Raw genomic sequence first — 22,967 nt, 5'->3', positions numbered from 1 at the left:
AAGTCTCATGAGCGGAGCCCAGCGCGGACAGCGTGGTGGCGAGCGCCGTGGTCGCGACGACCGTCGCGGTAACCAGGGTGCGGACAAGACCGCCTACATCGAGCGCGTCGTTGCGATCAACCGTGTCGCCAAGGTCGTGAAGGGTGGTCGTCGCTTCAGCTTCACCGCCCTCGTGGTCGTCGGCGACGGTGAGGGTCTGGTCGGCGTCGGCTACGGCAAGGCCAAGGAGGTGCCCGCGGCGATCGCCAAGGGCGTCGAGGAGGCGAAGAAGAACTTCTTCCGCGTCCCTCGCATCCAGGGCACCATCCCGCACCCGGTCCAGGGGGAGAAGGCGGCTGGCGTCGTCATGCTCCGCCCGGCCGCGCCCGGTACCGGTGTGATCGCCGGTGGCCCGGTGCGTGCGGTGCTCGAGTGCGCCGGCATCCACGACATCCTGAGCAAGTCGCTCGGGTCGTCGAACCAGATCAACATCGTGCACGCGACGGTCGAGGCGCTGCGCATGCTCGAGCAGCCCGAGGCCGTGGCCGCCCGTCGTGGGCTCCCGGTCGAGGACGTCGCCCCGGCGGCGCTGCTCCGGGCGCGCACCGAGGTCCCGGCGGGCGTGTCGCAGGAGGTGTCCTCCTGATGGCACAGCTCAAGGTCCAGCAGAACAAGGGCCTGGTCGGTCTCAAGGCCAACCAGCGCGAGACGCTGCGCACGCTCGGTCTCAAGCGGATCGGCGACGTGGTCGTCAAGGAGGACCGCCCGGAGATCCGGGGCATGGTCAACACGGTTCGTCACCTGGTGACCGTCGAGGAGGTCGAGTGACATGGCAACGCTGAAGCTGCACCACCTGCGCCCGGCCAAGGGCGCGAAGACCGCCAAGACCCGCGTTGGTCGCGGTGAGGCCTCGAAGGGCAAGACCTCGGGTCGCGGTACCAAGGGCACCAAGGCCCGTTACCAGGTCCCGGTCGCCTTCGAGGGTGGCCAGATGCCCATCCACATGCGGCTCCCGAAGCTCAAGGGCTTCAAGAACCCGTTCAAGGTGGAGTTCCAGGTCGTCAACCTCGACCGCCTGAGCACGCTGTTCCCCGAGGGTGGCACCGTCACCGTCGAGGACCTCGTCGCCAAGGGGGCCGTGCGTGAGGGCCACCCGGTGAAGGTGCTGGGCCAGGGCGACATCTCGGTCAAGGTCGACGTGAGCGCCCAGGCGTTCTCGGCCTCGGCCGTCTCGAAGATCGAGGCCGCCGGCGGCTCGACCACCACGGTCTGAGTCCAGGCGAGACCACGATGAGGGCGCGGGAGAGCGCCGCCGTGAGGCGGCCTCCCGCGCCCTTCGTCGTTCTCGCGCCCGGGTGCCTGCCCCGCCCGCCGGGGAGCGTGACATCGTGGCGCCGTCAGCCTGTTAGGCTTCCCGAGGCTTCCTGGGTGTGCCCGGGGAGCCGTCATTCTGTGTGGAGAAAGAGGATCTCGTGCTAGGCGCTTTCGCCAACGCTTTCAGGACGCCGGACCTGCGGCGCAAGCTGCTGTTCGTCCTGATGATCATCGTGATCTTCCGGGCCGGATCCCAGATCCCGGCACCGGGGGTGGACGTCGCCAACGTGCAGCAGTGCATCGACCTGGCCTCCCAGGGCGAGAACGCCAGCCTGTACAGCCTGGTGAACCTGTTCTCGGGCGGGGCGCTGCTGCAGCTGACGATCTTCGCGCTCGGGATCATGCCGTACATCACCGCCAGCATCATCCTGCAGCTGCTCGTCGTGGTCATCCCACGGCTCGAGGCGCTGAAGAAGGAGGGCCAGGCGGGCCAGACCAAGATCACCCAGTACACGCGCTACCTGACGCTGGGGCTCTCGGTCCTGCAGGCGACGGGCATCGTGGCGCTGGCGCGCTCGGGCAACCTGCTGCAGTGCAACCTGCCGCTGCTGCACGACGACTCCACCTCGACCTTCCTGGTCATGGTGATCACCATGACCGCCGGCACGGCCGTGATCATGTGGCTCGGTGAGCTGATCACCGAGCGCGGCGTCGGCAACGGCATGTCGATCCTGATCTTCTGCCAGGTCGTCGCGACCTTCCCGGCCGCCCTGTGGGAGGTCCAGAAGTCGCAGGGCTGGTGGCTCTTCGGCGTGGTCCTGGCCATCGGCCTGGTGATCGTGGCCGCGGTGATCTTCATCGAGCAGGCCCAGCGCCGCATCCCCGTGCAGTACGCGCGTCGGATGGTCGGGCGCAAGATGTTCGGCGGCTCCTCGACCTACATCCCGCTCAAGGTGAACCAGGCCGGCATCATCCCGGTCATCTTCGCCTCCTCGCTGCTCTACCTGCCGGCCATGGCCGTGCAGTTCAACCAGAACAGCGACTCGGGCTGGATCACGTTCGTCAGCCGCTACTTCGTCAACGGCGACCACCCGTTCTACATGATCACCTACTTCGCGCTGATCGTGTTCTTCACCTACTTCTACGTGTCGATCACCTTCAACCCCCACGAGGTGGCCGACAACATGAAGAAGTACGGCGGCTTCATCCCCGGGATCCGGGCGGGCAAGCCGACCGAGGACTACCTGTCCTACGTCCTGTCCCGCATCACGCTGCCGGGCGCTCTCTACCTGGGTCTGATCGCACTCATCCCGCTGATCGCGCTGGTGCTGATCGAGGCCAACCAGAACTTCCCGTTCGGCGGAACCTCCATCCTGATCATGGTGGGCGTCGCGCTCGACACGGTGAAGCAGATCGAGAGCCAGCTCCAGCAGCGCAACTACGAAGGATTCCTGCGTTGAGGCTGATCCTGATGGGCCCCCCGGGGGCCGGCAAGGGCACCCAGGCCAAGTTCGTGGCCGAGCACTACTCGGTGCCCGCGATCTCCACCGGTGACATCTTCCGGGCCAACGTCTCCCAGGGCACCCCCCTGGGCCTGGAGGCCCAGCGCTACATGGACGCCGGTGACTACGTCCCCGACGAGGTCACCAACTCGATGGTGGCCAACCGCATCGCCGAGGACGACGCCGAGAACGGCTTCCTGCTCGACGGCTACCCGCGCACCCTCGCCCAGGTCGAGGAGCTCGACACGATGGTCGGCGCCCGCGACGAGCGCATCGACGCCGTGGTGGTCCTGACCGTCGAGATGGACGAGATCGTGCAGCGGCTGCTGCAGCGTGCGCAGACCGAGGGTCGTGCCGACGACACCGAAGAGGTGATCCGGCGCCGCCAGGAGATCTACGCCGAGCAGACCGAGCCGCTCATCGAGGTCTACCGCGAGCGCGGGCTGCTCGTCGAGGTCGACGGCATGGGCGAGGTCGCCGAGGTGACCCGCCGGGTGCTCGAGGCGCTCGACTCCTCGCCGCGCGGCTGAGGCTGCACCGTGGGACTGCGTGACCGCGGGCTCGAGATCAAGAGCCCCGAGCAGGTCGACCTGATGCGCCGGGCCGGGCTGGTCGTGGGGGAGACCCTCGAGCTGCTGCGCTCCTCGGTGCGCGCCGGCATCTCCACCGCCGAGCTCGACGCGATCGCCGAGGACAGCATCCGCTCGCGCGGCGCGACGCCCTCGTTCAAGGGCTACTACGGGTTCCCGGGCTCGATCTGCGCCTCGGTCAACGAGGTGGTGGTGCACGGCATCCCCGACGGGCGCGTCCTCGCCGACGGCGACGTGATCTCCATCGACTGCGGTGCGATCGTGGACGGCTGGCACGGCGACGCGGCCGTGACCGTCGCGGTGGGGGAGGTCCCCGACGAGGTGCGCGCTCTCATGCGCACCACCGAGGAGGCGCTGTGGCGCGGCATCGCCGCCGCCCGTGCCGGTGGCCGCGTCACCGACATCTCCCACGCCGTGGAGACCCACGTGCGGGCCCAGGGGTCCTACGGCATCCTCGAGGACTACGTCGGGCACGGCATCGGCACCGAGATGCACCTGCCCCCCAACGTCCCCAACTACGGCAAGCCCGGCCGGGGTCCGCGCCTGGTCGAGGGCCTGGCCCTGGCCGTCGAGCCGATGATCACCCTGGGCGGCAAGGAGACCGCGGTCCTCGAGGACGACTGGACCGTGGTGACCACCGACGCGAGCTGGTCGGCCCACTACGAGCACACCTTCACCCTGACCGAGACCGGCACCTGGGTGCTGACCGCCCTCGACGGCGGCGAGGCCGCGCTCGCCGAGCTCGGCGTCGCGTTCGGCGGTCGCTGAGCGGCGTACGACGCCGGCGTCGTCGGCGACGCGGGCTTGTGTGGTCGCGCGTGCCATGATGGGCGCCGCAGGGGGGAGTATTCCTTCGTCACCGCCTCGTCAGCACGACCGGTCCTCGACCGGTCCGGGGCCGTGGGTCGCAGCAGCGGCGGGAGAGACCTCGGCGCCCTCGCCAACCCCATGACCCAGGAGGAACCCTGTGGACGTCTCCGCCCTCGAGTGGGGCATCACGATCACCGTCACGTGTGCCGTGCTGCTCTTCGACGTCATCATCATCTCGCGCAAGCCGCACGAGCCGACCATGCGCGAGAGCACCATCGCCTTCATCCTCTACATGGCCGCGGCGGTCGCGTTCGGCTTCTGGACCTGGATCTTCCACGGCCAGGAGTACGGCGTCGACTACTTCACCGGCTTCGTGGTGGAGAAGAGCCTCTCGGTCGACAACCTCTTCGTCTTCCTGGTGCTGATGGCGGCCCTCAAGGTGCCGCGCAAGTACCAGCAGGAGGCCCTGATGGTGGGCATCATCCTGGCGCTGGTCTTCCGTGGCATCTTCATCGCCGTCGGCTACGCGCTGATCCAGAACTTCAGCTGGGTCTTCTACATCTTCGGTGCCTTCCTGATCTACACCGCGATCAACCTGGTGCGCTCCTACCGCAAGCACGAGGAGGAGCACCCCGAGGACTCCCGGATCGTGAAGTTCGCCCAGAACCACCTCAACGTCGGCGACTCGTGGCACGGCCTGAAGCTCTTCTACCGCGAGAACGGGGTGCGCTTCGCCTCCCCGATGCTGATCGTCATCATCGCGCTGGGCTTCACCGACGTGCTGTTCGCGCTGGACTCGATCCCCGCGATCTTCGGCATCACCCAGGAGCCCTACCTGGTCTTCACCGCCAACGTCTTCGCGCTGATGGGCCTGCGCCAGCTCTACTTCCTCATCGGCGGCCTGCTCGAGCGCCTGGTCTACCTGTCGCTGGGCCTGTCGTTCATCCTGGCCTGGATCGGCGCCAAGCTGGTGATCCACGCGCTCCACGAGAGCGAGGTCATCGGCTGGGAGGTGCCGACGCTGCTGAGCCTGGCGGTGATCCTGGTGGCCCTGACCATCACGGCCGTGGCCAGCCTGGCCAAGACGAAGTCCGACGAGAAGGCCGAGGTGGAGGCGACCGACTCGGTGCCGCCCGCGCCCCGGCCCTCCGAGTAGCAGGCACGGAATAAGCGACCGGCCGTCGGGCGCTCCTCCCGGGTGACCTCGCCGACTCTCTCCGTCCTCGACCTGGTGCCCGTGCGCACCGACCAGACCACCTCGGACGCGGTGCGCGCCAGCCTCGACCTGGCCCGCGTCGCCGACGAGGTCGGGGCCGCGCGCTACTGGGTGGCCGAGCACCACAACATGCCGGCCGTGGCGGCCACCAACCCGCCCGTGCTGATCGGCCTGCTGGCCGCGGCCACCAGCCGCATCCGGGTCGGCTCCGGCGGGGTGATGCTGCCCAACCACGCACCGCTGGTCGTCGCCGAGCAGTTCAGCCTGCTCGAGGCCGCGTTCCCCGGTCGGATCGACCTGGGCATCGGTCGCGCGCCCGGCACCGACCCGGTCACGTCGTACGCGCTGCGCCACGGCGCGGGCGGGGTCGGCGACGACGCCGTCTCTCGCTTCCCCGAGTACGTCGACAACGTCGCGGCGATGATGGCGCCGGAGGGCGTCGGCGTCTCGGTGCAGGGCCGGACCCAGTCGTTGCGGGCCACCCCGGTGGCCGCGAGCGTGCCGACCCTGTGGCTGCTGGGCTCCTCCGACTACTCCGCACGGCTGGCCGCCGAGCGCGGTCTTCCCTACGTCTTCGCGCACCACTTCTCGGGGCAGGGGACCGCCGAGGCCCTGGCGCTCTACCGCGAGGGCTTCCGGCCCTCGGAGGTGCTCGACGCGCCGCGCACCTTCCTGACCGTCAACGCCGCCGTCGCCCCCACGACCGAGGAGGCGCAGCGGCTGGCGCTGCCGCACCTGCAGATGATGCTGGCGCTGCGCACCGGCCAGCCGCTCAGCGCCCAGCGCCTGGTCGAGGAGGCCGAGGAGGTGGGCATCCCCGAGCAGCAGCAGCCGCTGGTGGAGGCCATGTCGCGACGCTGGGTGATCGGTGACCCCGAGACCGCACGCGCCCGGATCGCCGAGCTCGCCGCCGAGCACGGGGTCGACGAGGTGATGGTGCACCCGGTGGCGTCGGCGTACGCCGGCACCGACCCGGCCACCTCGCCCGCCCGCGAGCAGACCCTGCGGCTGCTGGCGTCCTGATTAGGGATCCCGAGCAGGCCACGTCTATGCTGGCGTGTCGGCCCAACGTGGGTCTGTTTCGTGGCGCCTCGCGGCTGCCCGATGTCGTGCTCGACCATCTCGACAGAGAGGGTCAGGCACGTCCGGGTGAGGGGCCAGGGGACGACCGCACGAGGTCCACCGGCACGAGGTCCGCCTCGTCGCCGGAGGTTCCCGGGCCACCTGCCCCGGCACCCGCCGGTGCAGTGCAGCAAACGATAGACAACAGATTGTGGAGGACATGCCGAAGAAAGAAGGCGTGATCGAGATCGAGGGCTCCGTCGTGGAAGCCCTGCCGAATGCCATGTTCCGCGTCGAGCTGAGCAACGGGCACAAGGTTCTCGCCCACATCAGCGGCAAGATGCGACAGCACTACATCCGGATCCTCCCCGAGGACCGCGTGGTGGTGGAGCTCTCGCCGTACGACCTCACCCGAGGTCGGATCGTCTACCGCTACAAGTAAGCGAAGCCGACGGTTCCCGGCGGGAGCCACGAAAGGACCTCGACATGAAGGTCAAGCCCAGCGTCAAGCGCATCTGCGACAAGTGCCAGGTGATCCGTCGCCACGGCCGCGTCATGGTGATCTGCTCCAACCCGCGCCACAAGCAGCGCCAGGGCTGAGCAGGCGCCGGCCCCGGCCGGCACCACACAACTGAACAACCTCCATACGTGAACGCTTAGCCGCACACCGCGGTGAAACCACCCCCGGAGCAGAAGGCCGGGGCCCGACCTACGAGGGACGGGACGCGTCACGACCGACACCTCTGCGAACCACCGAAAGGCCATCACATGGCACGCCTCGTTGGTGTGGACCTCCCGCGCGACAAGCGCATCGAGATCGCACTCACCTACATCTACGGCATCGGCCGTACCTCCGCCCAGCAGCTGCTCGCCGAGACCGGGGTCAACCCGAACACTCGGGTGCACGAGCTCGGCGACGACGAGCTGGTCAAGCTCCGCGACGCCATCGACGCCAACTTCAAGATCGAGGGTGACCTCCGACGCGAGGTCCAGGCCGACATCCGTCGCAAGATCGAGATCGGCAGCTACCAGGGTCGCCGTCACCGCATGGGCCTCCCGGTCCGCGGTCAGCGCACCAAGACCAACGCGCGCACCCGCAAGGGTCCCAAGCGCACGGTCGCCGGCAAGAAGAAGTCCAAGTGATCGCACGCCCCCGGGCGTCTCACTGCACTTCGATCTCGAACTCACCGACCAGCTAACCCAGGAGTACATCTATGCCTCCCAAGAGCCGCACCGCGGCCGGCGCCAAGAAGGTGCGCCGCAAGGAGAAGAAGAACGTTGCGCAGGGCGAAGCCCACATCAAGAGCACGTTCAACAACACCATCGTCACCATCACCGACCCCACCGGTGCGGTGATCGCGTGGGCCTCGGCCGGCACCGTCGGCTTCAAGGGCTCGCGCAAGTCCACCCCGTTCGCCGCGCAGATGGCCGCCGAGGCCGCCGGTCGTCGGGCGATGGAGCACGGCATGAAGAAGATCGACGTCTTCGTCAAGGGCCCCGGCTCCGGGCGCGAGACGGCGATCCGTTCCCTGGGTGCGATCGGCCTCGAGGTCGGCACCATCCAGGACGTCACGCCCACGCCCCACAACGGCTGCCGCCCGCCCAAGCGCCGCCGCGTCTGACCCGCGCCCGAGAACAGGAGACTTGAGAGATGGCCCGTTACACCGGCCCCATGACCCGGAAGTCCCGCCGTCTCGGCGTGGACCTCGTCGGCGGTGACGCTTCGTTCGAGCGTCGCCCCTACCCTCCCGGCGCGCACGGCCGTGCCCGCATCAAGGAGAGCGAGTACCGCTCGCAGCTGCAGGAGAAGCAGAAGGCCCGCTTCACCTACGGCGTGATGGAGAAGCAGTTCCTGAACTACTACAAGGAGGCCTCGCGCCGCTCTGGCAAGACGGGTGACAACCTGCTCCAGATGCTCGAGTGCCGTCTCGACAACGTGGTCTACCGCGCCGGGTTCGCCCGCACGCGTCGCCACGCCCGCCAGCTGGTCTCGCACGGCCACTTCCTGGTCAACGGCAAGAAGGTCGACATCCCGTCGTTCCAGGTGACCGCGCACGACATCATCGACGTGCGGGAGAAGTCCCTGGAGATGACGCCCTTCATCGTGGCTCGCGAGACCCACGGCGAGCGCGTCGTCCCGGCCTGGCTCGAGGCGCTGCCCGAGCGGATGCGGGTCCTGGTCCACCAGGTCCCCACCCGCGCGCAGATCGACCTGCCGGTCCAGGAGCAGCTCATCGTCGAGTACTACTCGAAGAAGTAAACGCTCAGGGGCTCCGCCCCCGAGTGCCCCCGCTGGGGGCTCCGCCCCCAGACCCCCGGAACCACGTTCCGGGTGGGCGGGTCCCCGGCGGGGACCGCTCCATCTTCCTTCCACCTCGCAGTTCGGGCCCGTCAAATAGCGGTCGGACCCGGAAAGGAAAGAACCAGTGCTCATCGCACAGCGCCCCACCCTCTCGGAAGAGACCGTCGACGAGTTCCGCTCGCGCTTCGTCATCGAGCCCCTCGAGCCCGGCTTCGGCTACACGCTCGGCAACTCGCTGCGTCGCACCCTGCTCAGCTCGATCCCCGGCGCCTCGGTGACCAGCATCAAGATCGACAACGTCCTGCACGAGTTCTCGACCGTCGAGGGCGTCCGCGAGGACGTCACCGAGCTGATCCTGAACCTCAAGGGCCTCGTCGTCTCCTCCGAGCACGACGAGCCGGTGACCATGTACCTGCGCAAGTCCGGCGCCGGTGACGTCACCGCCGCCGACATCGCTCCGCCGGCCGGTGTCGAGGTGCACAACCCCGACCTCAAGATCGCCACGCTGTCCGACAAGGGCAAGCTGGAGATGGAGCTGGTCGTCGAGCGTGGCCGCGGCTACGTCTCGGCCGTGCTCAACAAGGGTGCCGACAACGAGATCGGCCGGATGCCGGTCGACTCGATCTACAGCCCCGTGCTGAAGGTGACCTACAAGGTCGAGGCCACCCGTGTCGAGCAGCGCACCGACTTCGACAAGCTCGTCATCGACGTCGAGACCAAGCCCTCGATCCGTCCCCGCGACGCGATCGCCTCGGCCGGCAAGACGCTGGTCGAGCTCTTCGGCCTGGCCCGTGAGCTCAACGTCGAGGCCGAGGGCATCGACATCGGCCCGTCGCCCGTCGACGAGCAGCTGGCTGCCGACCTCGCCCTCCCGGTCGAGGACCTGCAGCTGACCGTGCGCTCCTACAACTGCCTCAAGCGCGAGGGCATCCACACCGTGGGTGAGCTCATCGGCCGCTCGGAGCAGGACCTGCTCGACATCCGCAACTTCGGTGCGAAGTCGATCGACGAGGTCAAGGCCAAGCTGGTCGAGATGGGTCTGTCCCTCAAGGACAGCGCGCCCGGCTTCGACCCGCAGGCCGCCCTCGCGGCCTACGGCGACGACGACGACGACGCGTTCGTCGAGGACGAGCAGTACTGACGCTCAGGGGCTCCGCCCCCGAGTGCCCCCGCTGGGGGGCTCCGCCCCCCAGACCCCCCGGTCCCTGAGGACCGGGACAAGAGAAAACCGCACCCGAGCAAGCTCGAGCGCGTCTACCCCGGTACCTGGTACGGCCGGAGAGAAGAGAGAGAACGATGCCCAAGCCCACCAAGGGTCCCCGCCTCGGCGGCAGCCCCTCCCACCAGCGCCTGATCCTGGCGAACCTGGCCACCCAGCTCTTCGAGCACGGCCGGATCACCACCACCGAGTCGCGGGCCCGTGCCCTGCGTCCGTGGGCCGAGAAGCTGATCACCAAGGCCAAGAAGGGCGACCTGCACAACCGTCGCGAGGTCCTCAAGACCATCCGTGACAAGGGTGTCGTGCACGTCCTCTTCACCGAGATCGCCCCGACCTTCTCGGAGCGCCCCGGCGGCTACACCCGCATCACCAAGATCGGTCCCCGCAAGGGCGACAACGCACCGATGGCCGTGATCGAGCTCGTCACCGAGGCCTACAGCCCCACGCCGAAGGCGGCCGCGCCCGCCAAGGCCGCCCCGGCTGCCGAGGAGACGCCTGCCGAGGAGACCCCCGCCGAGGAGGCTCCCGCCGAGGAGACCGCCACGGAGGAGACCGCCACCGCCGAGGCCCCGACCGAGCTCAGCGAGGAGGCCTCCCCCGAGGAGTCCGTCGTCGCCGAGGCCGAGGCCGCCGACGAGGGCGACGCCAAGGCCTGAGTGGCCTGAGCAGCACCGCTCCACGAGGGGAGGTCCACCGGTTCGCCGGGGGGCCTCCCCTTCGGCGTACCCGGCCCCGGTACGGCCTAGACCTGCTCGCCGAGGACGGTGAGCAGGTCGGCGGCGTCCATGGCTCGCACGTCGCTGGCGTCGCGCGCCAGCCGGTTGACCGTGCGCTGGACCAGCTCGTTGGCCGGGGTGGGCACCCCGTGCAGGCGGCCCAGCAGCACCACCTCCCCGTTGAGGTGGTCGACCTCGACGTCGCCGGTGCGGCGCGCCAGGCTCTGCCACGTCGACGAGCCCGCCTCGTCGCGGCGCACCAGCGGGCGCAGCAGCTCGCCCCGCCGGGCCAGGTCGTCCTCGCGGGAGACGACCGCCACGCCGGCCGCGCGCAGCACGCGCTCGCCCTCCTCGCGCACCAGGGCGACCAGCCGCTCGGCGGCCGCACCGTCCTGGCAGGCGGCGTCGACGCCGTTGCCGAGGTTCATCAGCAGCTTGCGGTGCTTCCAGGCCATCGCGTCGGGTCGCGGGAGGCTCTCGAACCCGGCGGCGCGCAGGTCGGCGCTGAGCGCCTCGTCGACCGCGTCGACCCCGGCGGGGTAGGAGCCGACGTCGAGCAGGCCCGGCGCACCCAGCGAGTGCACGACGACCCGCCCCGGGGCCAGGTGGCTGGCCGGCATCATCACCGTCACCGCGTGCACGTGGGCGAAGTGGCGCAGCGCCGCCCGCTCGTTGCTGACCCCGTTCTGCAGGCACACCACCGGGGTCTCTGGCGGCGCGTGGGCCGCCAGGTCGGCCAGCACAGCGGCGGTCTGCTGCGACTTGACCGCCAGCAGCACCACCGTCTCGTCGTGCCAGTCGACCTCGCCGACGCTGCCGACCGTGCGCAGCCGCACCACCCGCTCCTCGTGCCCGACGCTGAGGCGCAGGCCCTCGGCCCGCAGCCGGGCCAGGTGCTCACCCCGGGCGACCGCGGTCACGTCGAGCCCGGCCTCGTGCAGCAGCGCTGCGACACCACCGCCCACGGCGCCCACCCCGACGACGACGTAGCGGTGCGGACCCCCGGCGCTCTCTGCGCTCATGGCGTCCACTCACGCTCCACGAGGCGCACCGCGTCGCCCACGCCCAGGCCCAGGCGGCGTACGACGGCCACGTAGTCGGCGGCGGCCTGCTCGGCCTCCGGAGCACCCGCCGGGGCGGCCGAGGCGACGAAGGTGCCGCGGCGACCCTCGGTCACCACGACCCCGTCGGCCTCGAGCTCGCGGTAGGCGCGCGCCACCGTGCCGCTGGCGACTCCCAGCTGCTCGGCCAGCCCGCGCACGGTGGGCAGGCGGGTGCCCGGGGGCAGGTCGCCGGAGGCGGCGCGGGTCGCGACCTGGCGACGCAGCTGCTCGAAAGGGGGTTCCGGGGAGCCGGGGTCGAGCGGCAGCACGGTCATGGCCGCACCCTACGACCCGGCGCCGGACGTGGACCGAGGTGCTCGGGCGCCCGGCACGTGGTAGACCCTGGGCATGGACGCGGACGTGATGGTGGTGGGGGAGGCCCTGGTCGACGTGGTGCGCACCGCGGACGGCGAGACGAGCGAGCACCCCGGCGGGAGCGCGGCCAACGTCGCGGTGGCGCTGGCCCGCCTCGGGCGCGGCGTGCGCTTCGCGACGTCGTACGCCGACGACGCCCACGGCCGCCTGCTCGGCGAGCACCTGCGCACCTCGGGCGTCGAGCTGGCCCTCGACCCCCACGTGGTCGAGCGCACCTCGACCGCGGCGGCCACCATCGGCGCCGACGGCGCGGCCACCTACGAGTTCGACCTCGACTGGCGCCTGGGCGAGGTCCCCCTCTCGCCGGCTCCGGCCGCCGTGCACGTGTGCTCCCTCGGGGCGGTGGTCGAGCCCGGTGCGAGCGCGGTGCTCGAGCTGGTCGAGCAGCTGCGCGAGCAGGCGACGACCACCTACGACGTCAACGTGCGCGCCGCGGTGACCGGCACCGGGTCCGAGGTGGTGGAGCGGGTCGAGCGGGTGGTCGCGCTGGCCGACCTGGTCAAGGTCAGCGACGAGGACCTCACCGAGCTGTGGCCCACCCTGCCCGTCGAGCAGGCCGCTGCCCGGCTGCTCTCGATGGGTCCGGCCGCAGTGGTGCTGACCCGCGGGGGCGAGGGCGCGACCTGGTTCGACCACGAGCGCGAGGTGACCGTCGCGCCCCGTCCGGTCGTGGTGGCCGACACCATCGGCGCCGGTGACACCTTCGCTGCCGCTCTCGTCGACGGGCTGGCCGAGGAGGGCCTGCTCGGCGGCCGGCTGCCCGCCCTGCCGGCGGAGGTCGTCGAGCGGCTGCTGGCCCACGCCGCCCAGGCGGCGGCCGTCACGGTGTCGCGGCCCGGCGCCGACCCGCCGTACCGCTCCGAGCTGGGCTGAGGAGAGGATGGGCGGGTGCGCCTGCGGATCGACCTCGCCTACGACGGCACCGACTTCCGCGGCTGGGCCACCCAGCCCGGGCTGCGCACGGTCCAGCACCAGGTCGAGAACGCCCTCGCGGTCGCGCTGCGCGTCGGGGTGCGTGACGACGACCCGCCGGGCAGCGCCCGGGTGCCCGTGGTCTGCGCCGGTCGCACCGACGCCGGGGTGCACGCGCGCGGCCAGGTCGTCCACGCCGACGTCGACGAGGCCAGGGTGCTGGCCTCCGCCGGCCGCTCGCCCGCGCCCCCGCTCGAGGCGCTGGTGCGCCGCCTCAACGGCATCCTGCCGCCCGACGTCGTCGTGCGCCGGGTCGAGCAGGCCCCCGACGGCTTCGACGCGCGCTTCTCCGCGACCTGGCGCCGCTACGTCTACCGGGTCGCCGACCGGCCCGGGTCGCTCGACCCGCTGACCCGGCGCCACGTGCTGGCCTGGCCGCGGCCCCTCGACGTCGACCTGCTGCGCAGCGCCTCCGCGCAGCTGGTGGGACACCACGACTTCGCCTCGTTCTGCAAGCGCCGCGAGGGCGCGACCACCGTGCGCACGCTGCTCGACCTCGACTGGCGGCGCACCCCGGCCGGTGTCGTGGAGGCGACGGTGCGCGCCGACGCGTTCTGCCACTCGATGGTGCGCGCCCTGGTGGGGTGCCTGCTCGCGGTGGGGGAGGGGCGCCGCCCGCCCGAGTGGCCCGCGCAGCTGCTCGTGGAGCGGGAGCGCTCGGCCCAGGTCGCGGTCGCCCACGCCCACGGGCTGACCCTCGAGGAGGTCGCCTACCCCGACGACGACGAACTGGCGCTGCGCGCCGAGCAGACCCGGGCGCGGCGTGCCGAGCTGCCCGCCTCCGGCCCTGCGTCCGACCCTGCGTCCCACACCGACGAGGAGACCACGTGAGCGACGAGCACTACTTCACCGCCGACCCCTCGGTGCCCTTCAAGCGCGCACCGGTCACGGTGCCGGTGTGGGGCCACGAGCTCGAGCTGGTCACCGGATCGGGCGTCTTCGCCCAGGGGCGCCTCGACATCGGCACCGCCGTGCTCTTCCGCGAGACGCCGCCGCCCACGGGCGGGCGGCTGCTCGACCTGGGCTGCGGCTACGGCGTGATCGGGCTGGCGGCCGCGGTGGCCGCCCCCGAGGCACAGGTGTGCGCCGTCGACGTCAACGAGCGGGCGCTGCTGCTGGCCCGTGACAACGCCCGCTCCCTCGGGGTGGCAGAGCGCTACAGCGCGCTGCTGCCCGACCAGGTGCCGGCGGAGGCGGCGTACGACGAGATCTGGTCGAACCCGCCGATCCGGATCGGCAAGCAGGCGCTGCACGGGCTGCTGCTGACCTGGCTGCCACGACTGGCACCCGGTGGCCGGGCGGTGATGGTGGTCGGCAAGAACCTCGGGGCCGACTCGCTGCAGCGCTGGCTCGGCGAGCAGGGCTGGCCCACGACGCGCCTGGCCAGCGCCAAGGGGTTCCGGGTGCTGGAGACCCGGCGCGCCGAGGACTGAGCCCGCGCCCGGCCCCCGTCAAGGGGTGAGGCCGCGGGCGAACAGCTCGGCGGCGGCGGGGTCGGCGCTGGTGCGGCGGCGGTAGGCCAGCAGCACCAGCTCGCTCGCCGGGGCGTTCACCTCGACCACGGGGCGTCCCTCGCCCACGGCGACGGGTTCGGCGTCGAGGTCGGTCGCGGTCAGCAGCAGGGTGCCCGGCAGCGGGTCGATGCGACCCATCCGCAGCTGACGGGGGTAGAAGAGCGTGACGACCTCGCGGACGGCGTCCCAGGCCAGCGGCGCCGGGACGTCCCACTCCTCGCTGCGTCCCTGCGAGTCGAGCAGGTCGAAGGTGTGCAGGGTGGTCTCGTGGGTCTGGCGTCGCGTCCACCATCCCGCGGTGCCGCGGCCACGGCCGAAGGTCCAGGTCTCCTGGTCGGGGTCGGTGCCCACCAGCACCCGCACCAGCTCGTCGGCGTGCGTGCGGAACCAGCCTGGCAGCTCGCCGAGGTCCGTGGGCGCCGGAGCGACGGCGGCCTCGGGGTCGCCGGTGCGGACGACGTGGGTGGCCCACTGGTAGACCCCGCCGATGTGCTCGACCAGGTCGGCGGCGCACCAGTCGGGGCACCCCGGCACCGGGGCGGCCGGGTCGGACTCGTCCACCAGCGCGGCCAGCCGCTGGGTGGAGGTCTGCAGGAACCTGTTCCAGTCGTGGGGCACCGGGTCATCCAAGCACGACGACGGCGCCCGGTCCGCGAGGGACCGGGCGCCGCCGTCTACGGGTCGAGCAGCGATCAGCTGCCGTCGGGGATGCCACCCTCCGGCGGGGCGTCGCTGGCCTGGTCGGAGGAGTCCTCCTCGATCGGGGCGTCACCGATGTCGCTGACCAGCACGGGGGTCAGCTCCTCGGCCTTGCCGCCCTGGAGCTCCACGACACGCATGCCGGAGATGCCCATGTGGCTGTCCGCGCTGTAGCGGAACGGCGCCAGCTGCGGGCCGGTGACGTCCTCGAAGGACTCGACGGCCTCCACGAGGCCGTCGCGGGTCAGGTCCTCGCCGGCGGCGGCGAGGGCCTGCACGAAGGCGTAGGCCTGCGACATGCCGTAGATCCGGTAGTTCGTGAGCTCGCCGCCCTCGCCCTCCTGGTCCCAGACCTCCTGCCACAGCTGCACCCACGGGTCGTCGGTCGCGTCGACGCCGGGGATGTACTCGGTGGTGAGCACGTCGTTGAGCGAGCTGTTGTCACCCTCGACAGCACCCTCGGAGAAGCGGTTCAGCAGCGAGCCGACCAGCTGGGGGTCGGAGCCGACGTTGGAGTAGAACCAGGTCGGCTCGTAGCCCAGCGCCAGCGACGTGAGCTGGGTCAGCGCGGTGTAGGAGGGGGTGTTGAAGGCGATCACCAGGTCGGCACCCTTGGCCTGCAGGCCGGCGACCTGAGGGCCCACGTCGGTGTTGCCGGAGGTGTAGCGCTCGACGCCGACGATCTGCTTGTCGAGGTACTGGCGCACGCCCTTCTCGCCGTCCTCGCCGAAGTCGTCGTCCTGCAGGAACAGGCCGACCTTGGCCTTGGGCATGTTCTCGGCGATGTACTGGCCGATGATCTTGCCCTCGATCTCGTAGTCGGGCTGCCAGCCGAAGGTGTAGGGCTTGGACTCGACGTCGTCACCCCACTGCAGGGAGCCGGAGGAGACGAAGAGGTCGGGCACGCCCTCGGAGTTGAGGAAGTCGACGACCGCGCTGTGCGTGGGGGTGCCCAGACCGCCGACCATCGCGAAGATCTCGTCCTGGAGGACCAGCTCGTTGGTGACCTGGCTGGTGTTGGTCGGGTTGTAGCCGTCGTCCTTGACGATGTACTCGATCTGGCGGCCGTTGATGCCGCCCGCGGCGTTGACGTAGTCGAAGTACGCCTGGGCGCCGGTGGGGATCTCGCTGTAGCCGGGGGCGGCCACGCCGGTGAGCGGGAAGTGGCCGCCGACGGTGACGGTGTCCTCGGTGACGCCGACGTCGGAGGCTCCGCCGCCCTCGCCGCCGCTGTCGCTCTCGCGGTCGCCTCCGGCGCCGCAGCCCGCCAGGACCATGGTGGCCGTGAGCAGGCCGGCCACAGGGGCCAGCAGTCGTGCCTTCATCGTGTACTTCCCTTCGGGGTGGTGGATCCGGACGCCTGGGGCGTGCCGGGGTCGTGCTCGTCGGAGCTGTCGTGGGGGGCAGTCGTGCCGGGGGAGCCGGTGGTCGCGCCAGCGGCGCCCGCGGCGGCCATCTGGCGCCGGGCCCGGCGTCCGGCCAGGGACATCCGCGTGGTGCCGACCAGGCCGGCCGGGGCCAGCAGGATGACCAGCACCATGACTAGGCCGTAGACCAGCGGCGCCAGCTCGGCGGCCCGGATGTCGGAGAGGCCGGCGTCGCCGCCGATGCGGGTCACGAACGGCGGCAGGAAGGTCAGCAGGCCCGCGCCGATCAGGGCCCCGGACAGGTAGCCCAGCCCGCCCAGCACGACCGCGGTGAGCAGGGTCAGGCTGAGCACGATGGTGAACCCGCTCGGGGCGGCCAGCCGTGCGGTGATGGCCAGCACGGAGCCGGCGGCACCGGCCGCGGCGGCGCTGACCATGAACGCCGAGATCCGCGCGCGGCCCAGCTGGATGCCGGCCAGCTCGGCGGAGACCTCGTCGTCGCGCACGGCGCGCCAGCGGCGCCCGACCCGGCCGCGGGCCAGGTTGGCCAGCAGCACGAAGGTGACGATGAGGGTGATCCAGCCGAGGTAGGCGACGTACTGGCTGCGCGACATCTCGGTGCCGGTCAGGAGGTACTCGAGGTCCAGCGCCCACACCGGCACGTCGGGCAGCGAGACCCGCAGGCCCTGCTCGCCGCCGAGGAAGCTGCCGAAGTAGAGCGCGATGCCGGGCACGGCGATCGCCAGCGCGAGGGTCGCACCGGCCAGGTAGGGGCCGTGCAGGCGGGCCGCGGCCACGCCGACCGCGGTGCCGACGAGCAGTGCGACGGCCGTCGAGGCCAGCACCACCAGCGAGATCGGCATCGAGGACGTCGGGTCGTCGAGGAGCAGCGCGGTCGTGTAGGCACCGAACGCCATCAGCGCGCCGTGGCCCAGCGAGATCTGGCCGTTGATGCCGGTCAGCACCGTCAGGCCGCCGGCGGCGATGCCGAGGTAGGCCATCGCGGCCAGCTGCAGGGCGCGGAAGTCGCCGACGCTCTCGAGGACCACGACCACCACGGCCAGGCCGATGAGCGCGGTCAGCAGGTGGCGGCCCAGCACCGAGTGGCGCCACACGTCGAGGAAGCGGTTCATCAGACCCTCCTGGCCGAGGCCACGGCGAACAGACCGCCGGGCTTCAGGGTGAGCACGAGCATCAGGATCAGCAGCGCGGCCAGGGCGACCAGCTCGGAGCCGAGGTAGCCGCTGACGAAGCTCAGCGACAGGCCGAGCGTCAGCCCGCCGACGACCGCGCCCACCGGGCTCTCGAGCCCGCCGAGCACGGCGGCCACGAAGCCGTAGACGACGATCGAGTCCATGTAGCCGGGGTGCACCAGGCCACCGCTGGCGATCAGCAGTCCCGAGAGCGAGCCGACGACCGCGGCCAGCGCCCACCCGAGGGTGAGCATCCGGCCGACCCGCACGCCCAGCAGGCGCGCCACCTCGGGGTTGTAGGCCGAGGCCCGCATCCGCAGGCCCACGTCGGTGTAGCGGAAGAGCAGCAGGAGCAGCACCATCACGGTGGCCACCGCGGCGATCGTGAAGATGCCCGAGGTGGTCAACCGGATCGTGGTGCCACCCACCTCGAGGCCGCGCAGGCCGAAGGGAGCGGGGAACGAGCGGAAGCGGTTGCCGAAGATGACCGCGGCCAGGGCGTGCAGGGTGATGAAGAGGCCCAGCGTCAGGATGACCGCGTTGATCTCGGGCTTGTCCTCCACCGGGCGGATGATGACCCGCTCGATCACCGCGCCGAGCACCAGGCCCGAGAGCAGGGCGGCCGCGAAGCCGATCCAGTAGGAGTAGCCGGCGTCGATCAGGGTCAGCGCGATGAAGGTGGTCACCATCGCCATCGGCGCCTGGGCGAAGTTGACGATCCGCGTGGAGCGGAAGATCAGCACCAGCGCCAGCGCGAACGCGGCGTACACGGCGCCGAGCGTGAGCCCGCCGAGGGCGGTGTTCACGAGTTGTTGCACGTCGATCTCCGTTCTTGGGGTGGGCGGTGCGGCTCAGAAGCCGAGGTAGGCGTGGCGCAGCTGGTCGTCGGCGGCCAGGACCGAGGCCTTCTCGTCGGCCACGACGCGGCCGAGGTTGAGCACCACTCCGTGGTCGGCCACCGACAGGGCGCTGCGGGCGTTCTGCTCGACCAGCAGGACGCTGAGGCCCTGGTCGTCGACGAGGCCGCGCAGCAGGTCGAAGATCTGCGCCACGATGCGCGGGGCCAGGCCCAGCGACGGCTCGTCGAGCAGCAGCAGCCGGGGCTCCGACATCAGGGCCCGGCCGATGACCAGCATCTGGCGCTCGCCGCCCGAGAGCGTGTGCGCCAGGCTGGCACGACGGTCGGCGAGGACCGGGAAGAGCTCGTAGACGCGCTCGAGGTCCTCGGAGCGCAGCTTGCCGCCCTTGGCCAGGCCGCCCAGGCGCAGGTTCTCCTCGATGGTCAGCTCGGTGATCACGCCGCGCCCCTCGGGCACGTGGACCATGCCCAGCGCCGGCATCTGCTCGGCGTTGACCTTGCGCAGCGGCTGGCCGTCGAGCGAGATGGTGCCGGACTCGGGCCGGTGCAGCCCCGACACGGTGCGCAGCAGAGTGGTCTTGCCGGCACCGTTGGCGCCCAGGACGGCGGTGATCTGGCCCTTGCCGGCGGAGAAGGTGACGTCCTGCAGCGCGGTGACGGGGCCGTAGCCGGCCGTCAGCTTGTCGAGGGTCAGCATCAGTGGGTCACCTCGTCGCCCAGGTAGGCCGCCAGCACGGCGGGGTCGTTGCGCACCTCGTCGGGGGTGCCGTGCGCGATCACCTTGCCGAAGTCGAGCACGGTGATCTCGTCGCAGACCCGCATCACCAGGTCCATGTGGTGCTCCACGAGCATCACCGACATCCGCGAGCCCAGCGACGTCACGAGGTCGCCCAGCTCGTCCATCTCGGCCGAGGACAGGCCGCTGGCCGGCTCGTCGAGCAGCAGGAGGGTGGGCTCGGCGGCGAGCGCACGGGCCAGCGCGACCCGCTTGCGCACCGGGTAGGGGAGGCTGGTGGGGTAGCGGTCGGCGTACTGCTCGATGTGCAGCTCGGCCAGCACCGCCCGGGCCCGCTCGCGCAGCGCCTTCTCCTCGCGCCCGGCGCGGGGCAGGGCCAGCAGCGAGCCGAGGAAGCCCGAGCGGGCGTGCCGGTCGGCGCCGACCACGACGTTGTCGAGCACCGTGATCCGGTCGAAGAGACCCAGGCCCTGGAGCGTGCGGGCCATCGAGAGGCCTGCGAGCTGGTGCGGGGCCAGCTTGTCGAGCACGGTGCCCTCACGCACGATCCGGCCGGTGTCAGGGGTGACGAAGCCGCAGGCGACGTTGAAGAGCGTGGTCTTGCCCGCGCCGTTGGGGCCGATGACGCCGTGCACCGAGCCGGGACGCACTGCCAGGCCGACCTCGCTGAGGGCGGTGATGCCGCCGAAGCGCACGGTGACGTCGGAGAGCTCCAGAGCCGGGACGGGGCCGCCTTCGGCGGACGGTGTGGACGACATGAGGTCCTTCCTGGAGCGGGCAGCGGAACGCGTTCGTCCGCTTGTGACGTGCACCACCTTGGTCGCAGCGCACAGATCGCGCATTAGGCGCGGAGCACAAAATTCCTTGGCATGTGCGCCATTTCACCGCCTTTACGCTGGCGCTCCTTGTGCGTTGGGTGCGAACGTGCTGCTCATGCGCGTCGACGTCGGCCCCGGACGGGCCACCCTGGAGGACGTCCAGCGCGCCTGGCTGCCCCTCGTGGAGCAGTCCGACCAGATCGCCGACAGCATCACCCTGACGCTGCTGGAGCGCGACGCCGACATCTACGACCAGGTCGGGCCCGACCTGCGCGCCGACGTCCGCGAGAGCACCCGGGTGCACATCCGGCGCGGCCTCGCGGTCCTGACCGGCCAGCCCCAGGCGGGCAGCTCGGCCGCGGCACAGGTGTGGCGCGACACCGGACGTCGCAGGGCCCAGCAGGGCGTCCCGCTCGAGCTGGTGCTCAACGCCTACACCGTCGGGGCCCGGATGCTGTGGGAGGCGCTGGTCTCCCACTCGCAGGGCAAGGACGGGCGCGGCGACGAGCCGGTGCTCCTGCTGGCTGCGCGCATCGTGTGGTCGAACCTCGACGTGCAGACCGCGGTGCTCATCGACGCCTACCGGCGCGAGAGCCTGCGCCTGACCCGGGTCGACCTGCAGCGCCAGCAGTCGGTGCTCGACGCCCTCGTGGAGGGCCGCGGCGCCGACCCCGAGTACGCCGCCGAGGTGCGCGACGCGCTGGGCGTGGATCCCGACGCGCCCGTGGGCTGCCTGGTGGCGCTGCTCGACGGCGAGGTCGACGCAGGGCTCGGACCCAGCGAGGACCGGCTCGAGCGGCTGGGCCTCATGGTGCGCTGGCACGTGCGCGGCGGCACCTACTTCGGGCTCGTCGCCGCCGCGTCCCCGGGCGCGACCGGGGGCGCCGCGTCGCCCCTGGTGGAGGAGCAGCTCGTCGACGTCGTGGGGGCGCAGGTGCGGGCCCGCGTGGGTGTGTGCGTGGCCCCCGACGGCGTGGCCGGCTTCGCGGCGGCGTACCAGCTGGCGACCCGGGCGGCCGAGACCATCACGCGCGGCACCACGGGCGCCGTCGCGGTCTCGCAACGCCTGCCCGAGGTGCTGCTGGCCGGCTCGCCGCAGGTGGCGCCGTTGCTGCTGCGCGAGACGCTGGGCCCGCTGCTGGCCCAGCCCGAGGCCCAGTCGCGCACCCTGCTCGACACGCTCGCCGCGCTGCTGCGCCACGACGGCTCACCCACGCACGCCGCCGAGGAGCTCTACTGCCACCGCAACACCGTGATCTACCGGCTCAAGCAGATCGAGGAGCTCACCGGCCGGTCCCTGGCCAGCCCCCGCGACAAGCTGCTGCTCGAGCTGGCGCTGATGGCCCGCGACCGCTGAGGCTCGCCGTTGGTCGAGCAGGGAGGAGCGCCAGCGACGAGCATCGTCGAGACCGCGTGAGTGGCCCGCGCGCCGCAACCGCGGCCGGCGTACGCCATGGGGTCACCGGGTTTCGGCGACGCTCGAGCCTTCGGCCCTCGCTGCTCAACCAACGGGGTCGTTGGTCGAGCAGGGAGGAGCGCCAGCGACGAGCGACGCCGAGACCGCGTGAGTGGCCCGCGCGCCGCAACCGCGGCCGCCGTACGCCATGGGGTTACCGGGTTTCGGCGACGCTCGAGCCTTCGGCCCTCGCTGCTCAACCAGCGGCGGGGGCGGTCAGGGGTGCAGGAGGGGGCGGAAGAGGGCGAGGGTCTCCTCCACGGCGCGGTCGGCGGCCTCGGAGTGGCGGCCCATGTCGACGAAGCCGTGGATCAGGCCGGGGAAGACCTGGTGCTGCACCGCGACCCCGGCGTCCTCGAGGGCGCGGGCGTAGGCGTTGCCGTCGTCGCGCAGCGGGTCGAGCTCGGCGGTGACCACCACGGCCGGGGCCAGGCCGTCGAGGCGGCCGTGCAGCGGCGAGAGCCGGGGGTCGGCGGGGTCAAGGTCGGCCGCGCCACCGGCGTACTGGGCGCCGAACCAGGCCATCGTGGCGGCGTCGAGGAAGTAGCCCTCGGCGTTCTCGGTGTGCGAGGGGTAGGAGCCGGCCGAGTCGGTGACCGGGTAGATCAGCAGCTGGCCGGCGAGCGGGCGGCCCTCGTCGCGCAGCACCTGGGCGGTGACCGCGGCCAGATTGCCGCCGGCGGAGTCGCCGGCCACGCCCATCGCCTCGGAGCCGCCGAGGTCGGCGAGGTTGTCGCTGATCCAGTGTGCGGCGGCGAGCACGTCCTCCAGCCCGGCCGGGAAGGGGTGCTCGGGGGCGAGGCGGTAGTCGACCGAGACCACGACGGCCTCGCAGCGCGACGCGATCAGCCGGCAGGTCAGGTCGTGGGTGTCGAGGTCGCCGATCACGAAGCCGCCTCCGTGGAAGAACGCGACCGTGGGCAGCTCCTCCAGGTCGCTCACCGGCCGGTAGACCCGGCCCGGGCGCGCTGCGGCGCCGCCGGGCAGGTGGACCTCCTCGACCGAGGCCATCTCGGGCAGCACTGAGGGGTCGCGCAGGTCGACGGACAGGGTGCGGAAGCCCAGGCGGGCCTCCTCGGCACTGCCCTCGTGCATGGGCGGGGTGCCGGCCTGCTCGAGGAACGTGAGCAGGGTGGCCAGCTGCGGGTCGATCGGCACGGTGGGT

General features: G+C 71.5%; 28 protein-coding genes. 19 read left to right on the top strand and 9 right to left on the bottom strand.

From position 1 onward, the window contains the following. Window positions 1–7: 7 nt before the first annotated feature. From rpsE to rplQ, 15 genes are all read left to right on the top strand, one after another. Entirely contained in the window at window positions 8–625 is a 618-nt protein-coding gene (gene rpsE / locus QWJ41_RS17240) for a 30S ribosomal protein S5 (RefSeq protein ID WP_302709654.1), read from the top strand. Next, window positions 625–807, top strand: coding sequence for a 50S ribosomal protein L30 (gene rpmD / locus QWJ41_RS17235; protein WP_193668491.1), 183 nt, complete (start codon window positions 625–627; stop codon window positions 805–807). Before rpsE ends, rpmD begins: the two co-directional genes overlap by 1 nt. 1 nt (window position 808) lies before the next feature. Further along, complete coding sequence (gene rplO, locus QWJ41_RS17230) at window positions 809–1,252, top strand: 50S ribosomal protein L15 (RefSeq protein ID WP_302709652.1); 444 nt, start codon at window positions 809–811, stop codon at window positions 1,250–1,252. A 199-nt stretch (window positions 1,253–1,451) separates the two neighbouring features. After that, a complete protein-coding gene (gene secY, locus QWJ41_RS17225) occupies window positions 1,452–2,753 on the top strand; it encodes a preprotein translocase subunit SecY (RefSeq protein ID WP_302709651.1) in 1,302 nt (433 codons plus the stop codon). Then, window positions 2,750–3,325, top strand: a complete 576-nt coding sequence (locus QWJ41_RS17220; RefSeq protein WP_302709650.1) for an adenylate kinase — start codon at window positions 2,750–2,752, stop codon at window positions 3,323–3,325. The genes secY and QWJ41_RS17220 overlap by 4 nt, the downstream gene beginning before the upstream one ends. Before the next feature lie 9 nt (window positions 3,326–3,334). Further along, on the top strand, window positions 3,335–4,153 hold the full coding sequence (gene map / locus QWJ41_RS17215) for a type I methionyl aminopeptidase (protein ID WP_302709649.1): 819 nt from the start codon (window positions 3,335–3,337) through the stop codon (window positions 4,151–4,153). 199 nt (window positions 4,154–4,352) lie between these two features. Continuing rightward, on the top strand, window positions 4,353–5,351 hold the full coding sequence (locus QWJ41_RS17210) for a TerC family protein (RefSeq protein WP_302709647.1): 999 nt from the start codon (window positions 4,353–4,355) through the stop codon (window positions 5,349–5,351). 42 nt (window positions 5,352–5,393) lie between these two features. Then, window positions 5,394–6,434, top strand: a complete 1,041-nt coding sequence (locus QWJ41_RS17205) for an LLM class flavin-dependent oxidoreductase (RefSeq protein ID WP_302709645.1) — start codon at window positions 5,394–5,396, stop codon at window positions 6,432–6,434. 259 nt (window positions 6,435–6,693) lie between these two features. Continuing rightward, the gene (infA, locus tag QWJ41_RS17200) at window positions 6,694–6,915 is read left to right on the top strand and encodes a translation initiation factor IF-1 (protein ID WP_068114187.1); all 222 of its coding nucleotides are present in this window, start codon (window positions 6,694–6,696) and stop codon (window positions 6,913–6,915) included. Between the two features lie 44 nt (window positions 6,916–6,959). After that, window positions 6,960–7,073: a 50S ribosomal protein L36 gene (rpmJ, locus tag QWJ41_RS17195; protein ID WP_179614223.1), complete on the top strand. Its 114-nt coding sequence runs from the start codon at window positions 6,960–6,962 to the stop codon at window positions 7,071–7,073. 168 nt (window positions 7,074–7,241) lie between these two features. Next, window positions 7,242–7,616, top strand: a complete 375-nt coding sequence (gene rpsM / locus QWJ41_RS17190; RefSeq protein WP_179614222.1) for a 30S ribosomal protein S13 — start codon at window positions 7,242–7,244, stop codon at window positions 7,614–7,616. 71 nt (window positions 7,617–7,687) lie between these two features. Next, window positions 7,688–8,095 carry a 30S ribosomal protein S11 gene (gene rpsK, locus QWJ41_RS17185; protein WP_302709644.1) on the top strand — a complete coding sequence of 136 codons (408 nt, stop codon included), beginning with the start codon at window positions 7,688–7,690 and terminating at the stop codon, window positions 8,093–8,095. Between the two features lie 29 nt (window positions 8,096–8,124). Then, a complete protein-coding gene (gene rpsD, locus QWJ41_RS17180) occupies window positions 8,125–8,733 on the top strand; it encodes a 30S ribosomal protein S4 (RefSeq protein WP_179614221.1) in 609 nt (202 codons plus the stop codon). 166 nt (window positions 8,734–8,899) lie between these two features. Beyond that, the gene (locus QWJ41_RS17175; protein ID WP_302709643.1) at window positions 8,900–9,916 is read left to right on the top strand and encodes a DNA-directed RNA polymerase subunit alpha; all 1,017 of its coding nucleotides are present in this window, start codon (window positions 8,900–8,902) and stop codon (window positions 9,914–9,916) included. Window positions 9,917–10,071: 155 nt separating this feature from the next. Further along, window positions 10,072–10,650 carry a 50S ribosomal protein L17 gene (gene rplQ, locus QWJ41_RS17170; protein ID WP_302709642.1) on the top strand — a complete coding sequence of 193 codons (579 nt, stop codon included), beginning with the start codon at window positions 10,072–10,074 and terminating at the stop codon, window positions 10,648–10,650. Window positions 10,651–10,736: 86 nt separating this feature from the next. Here rplQ and QWJ41_RS17165 read toward each other — a convergent pair whose 3' ends face one another. Together QWJ41_RS17165 and QWJ41_RS17160 are read right to left on the bottom strand one after the other, a co-directional pair. Continuing rightward, entirely contained in the window at window positions 10,737–11,732 is a 996-nt protein-coding gene (locus QWJ41_RS17165; protein ID WP_302709641.1) for a ketopantoate reductase family protein, read from the bottom strand. Then, on the bottom strand, window positions 11,729–12,088 hold the full coding sequence (locus tag QWJ41_RS17160) for a GntR family transcriptional regulator (protein WP_302709640.1): 360 nt from the start codon (window positions 12,086–12,088) through the stop codon (window positions 11,729–11,731). The genes QWJ41_RS17165 and QWJ41_RS17160 overlap by 4 nt, the downstream gene beginning before the upstream one ends. A 73-nt stretch (window positions 12,089–12,161) precedes the next feature. Here QWJ41_RS17160 and QWJ41_RS17155 point away from each other — a divergent pair, with 73 nt between their 5' ends. The 3 genes from QWJ41_RS17155 to QWJ41_RS17145 are packed head-to-tail and all read left to right on the top strand — an operon-like array spanning window position 12,162 to window position 14,593. Then, a complete protein-coding gene (locus tag QWJ41_RS17155) occupies window positions 12,162–13,061 on the top strand; it encodes a carbohydrate kinase family protein (RefSeq protein WP_302709638.1) in 900 nt (299 codons plus the stop codon). 15 nt (window positions 13,062–13,076) lie between these two features. After that, window positions 13,077–13,991, top strand: a complete 915-nt coding sequence (truA, locus tag QWJ41_RS17150; RefSeq protein WP_302709637.1) for a tRNA pseudouridine(38-40) synthase TruA — start codon at window positions 13,077–13,079, stop codon at window positions 13,989–13,991. Continuing rightward, the gene (locus QWJ41_RS17145; RefSeq protein ID WP_302709635.1) at window positions 13,988–14,593 is read left to right on the top strand and encodes a class I SAM-dependent methyltransferase; all 606 of its coding nucleotides are present in this window, start codon (window positions 13,988–13,990) and stop codon (window positions 14,591–14,593) included. Before truA ends, QWJ41_RS17145 begins: the two co-directional genes overlap by 4 nt. 18 nt (window positions 14,594–14,611) lie before the next feature. Here the strand turns inward: QWJ41_RS17145 and QWJ41_RS17140 are convergent, their stop codons facing one another. The 6 genes from QWJ41_RS17140 to QWJ41_RS17115 form a co-directional block, all read right to left on the bottom strand. Continuing rightward, window positions 14,612–15,292, bottom strand: a complete 681-nt coding sequence (locus QWJ41_RS17140; protein WP_302709634.1) for a maleylpyruvate isomerase family mycothiol-dependent enzyme — start codon at window positions 15,290–15,292, stop codon at window positions 14,612–14,614. 74 nt (window positions 15,293–15,366) lie between these two features. Further along, the gene (locus tag QWJ41_RS17135; protein ID WP_302709633.1) at window positions 15,367–16,698 is read right to left on the bottom strand and encodes an ABC transporter substrate-binding protein; all 1,332 of its coding nucleotides are present in this window, start codon (window positions 16,696–16,698) and stop codon (window positions 15,367–15,369) included. Beyond that, a complete protein-coding gene (locus QWJ41_RS17130; RefSeq protein ID WP_302709632.1) occupies window positions 16,695–17,873 on the bottom strand; it encodes a branched-chain amino acid ABC transporter permease in 1,179 nt (392 codons plus the stop codon). The genes QWJ41_RS17135 and QWJ41_RS17130 overlap by 4 nt, the downstream gene beginning before the upstream one ends. After that, window positions 17,873–18,739 carry a branched-chain amino acid ABC transporter permease gene (locus tag QWJ41_RS17125; protein WP_302709630.1) on the bottom strand — a complete coding sequence of 289 codons (867 nt, stop codon included), beginning with the start codon at window positions 18,737–18,739 and terminating at the stop codon, window positions 17,873–17,875. The genes QWJ41_RS17130 and QWJ41_RS17125 overlap by 1 nt, the downstream gene beginning before the upstream one ends. A gap of 45 nt (window positions 18,740–18,784) precedes the next feature. Next, entirely contained in the window at window positions 18,785–19,489 is a 705-nt protein-coding gene (locus tag QWJ41_RS17120) for an ABC transporter ATP-binding protein (protein WP_302709629.1), read from the bottom strand. Next, entirely contained in the window at window positions 19,489–20,286 is a 798-nt protein-coding gene (locus tag QWJ41_RS17115; protein WP_302709628.1) for an ABC transporter ATP-binding protein, read from the bottom strand. Before QWJ41_RS17115 ends, QWJ41_RS17120 begins: the two co-directional genes overlap by 1 nt. A gap of 175 nt (window positions 20,287–20,461) precedes the next feature. Here QWJ41_RS17115 and QWJ41_RS17110 point away from each other — a divergent pair, with 175 nt between their 5' ends. Further along, window positions 20,462–21,703, top strand: coding sequence for a PucR family transcriptional regulator (locus tag QWJ41_RS17110; RefSeq protein WP_302709697.1), 1,242 nt, complete (start codon window positions 20,462–20,464; stop codon window positions 21,701–21,703). 315 nt (window positions 21,704–22,018) lie between these two features. On the opposite strand, the gene QWJ41_RS17105 is transcribed toward QWJ41_RS17110, so the two are convergent. Continuing rightward, complete coding sequence (locus tag QWJ41_RS17105; protein ID WP_302709627.1) at window positions 22,019–22,960, bottom strand: alpha/beta hydrolase; 942 nt, start codon at window positions 22,958–22,960, stop codon at window positions 22,019–22,021. Window positions 22,961–22,967 lie beyond the last annotated feature (7 nt).

Source organism: Nocardioides cremeus (assembly GCF_030518195.1).
Taxonomy (GTDB): domain Bacteria; phylum Actinomycetota; class Actinomycetes; order Propionibacteriales; family Nocardioidaceae; genus Nocardioides; species Nocardioides cremeus.
This window is presented reverse-complemented; position numbering and strand designations above follow the sequence as displayed.

What these genes read in the sequence shown, in the direction of transcription:
- QWJ41_RS17165 (WP_302709641.1), bottom strand. Translation starts at nt 11,732, where the DNA reads ATGAGCGCAGAGAGCGCCGGGGGTCCGCACCGCTACGTCGTCGTCGGG.
- QWJ41_RS17160 (WP_302709640.1), bottom strand. Translation starts at nt 12,088, where the DNA reads ATGACCGTGCTGCCGCTCGACCCCGGCTCCCCGGAACCCCCTTTCGAG.
- QWJ41_RS17130 (WP_302709632.1), bottom strand. Translation starts at nt 17,873, where the DNA reads ATGAACCGCTTCCTCGACGTGTGGCGCCACTCGGTGCTGGGCCGCCAC.
- rpsK (WP_302709644.1), top strand. Translation starts at nt 7,688, where the DNA reads ATGCCTCCCAAGAGCCGCACCGCGGCCGGCGCCAAGAAGGTGCGCCGC.
- rpmJ (WP_179614223.1), top strand. Translation starts at nt 6,960, where the DNA reads ATGAAGGTCAAGCCCAGCGTCAAGCGCATCTGCGACAAGTGCCAGGTG.
- QWJ41_RS17120 (WP_302709629.1), bottom strand. Translation starts at nt 19,489, where the DNA reads ATGCTGACCCTCGACAAGCTGACGGCCGGCTACGGCCCCGTCACCGCG.
- QWJ41_RS17155 (WP_302709638.1), top strand. Translation starts at nt 12,162, where the DNA reads ATGGACGCGGACGTGATGGTGGTGGGGGAGGCCCTGGTCGACGTGGTG.
- QWJ41_RS17135 (WP_302709633.1), bottom strand. Translation starts at nt 16,698, where the DNA reads ATGAAGGCACGACTGCTGGCCCCTGTGGCCGGCCTGCTCACGGCCACC.
- rplQ (WP_302709642.1), top strand. Translation starts at nt 10,072, where the DNA reads ATGCCCAAGCCCACCAAGGGTCCCCGCCTCGGCGGCAGCCCCTCCCAC.
- QWJ41_RS17115 (WP_302709628.1), bottom strand. Translation starts at nt 20,286, where the DNA reads ATGTCGTCCACACCGTCCGCCGAAGGCGGCCCCGTCCCGGCTCTGGAG.
- rpmD (WP_193668491.1), top strand. Translation starts at nt 625, where the DNA reads ATGGCACAGCTCAAGGTCCAGCAGAACAAGGGCCTGGTCGGTCTCAAG.
- rpsE (WP_302709654.1), top strand. Translation starts at nt 8, where the DNA reads ATGAGCGGAGCCCAGCGCGGACAGCGTGGTGGCGAGCGCCGTGGTCGC.
- infA (WP_068114187.1), top strand. Translation starts at nt 6,694, where the DNA reads ATGCCGAAGAAAGAAGGCGTGATCGAGATCGAGGGCTCCGTCGTGGAA.
- QWJ41_RS17110 (WP_302709697.1), top strand. Translation starts at nt 20,462, where the DNA reads ATGCGCGTCGACGTCGGCCCCGGACGGGCCACCCTGGAGGACGTCCAG.
- rpsD (WP_179614221.1), top strand. Translation starts at nt 8,125, where the DNA reads ATGGCCCGTTACACCGGCCCCATGACCCGGAAGTCCCGCCGTCTCGGC.
- rpsM (WP_179614222.1), top strand. Translation starts at nt 7,242, where the DNA reads ATGGCACGCCTCGTTGGTGTGGACCTCCCGCGCGACAAGCGCATCGAG.
- rplO (WP_302709652.1), top strand. Translation starts at nt 809, where the DNA reads ATGGCAACGCTGAAGCTGCACCACCTGCGCCCGGCCAAGGGCGCGAAG.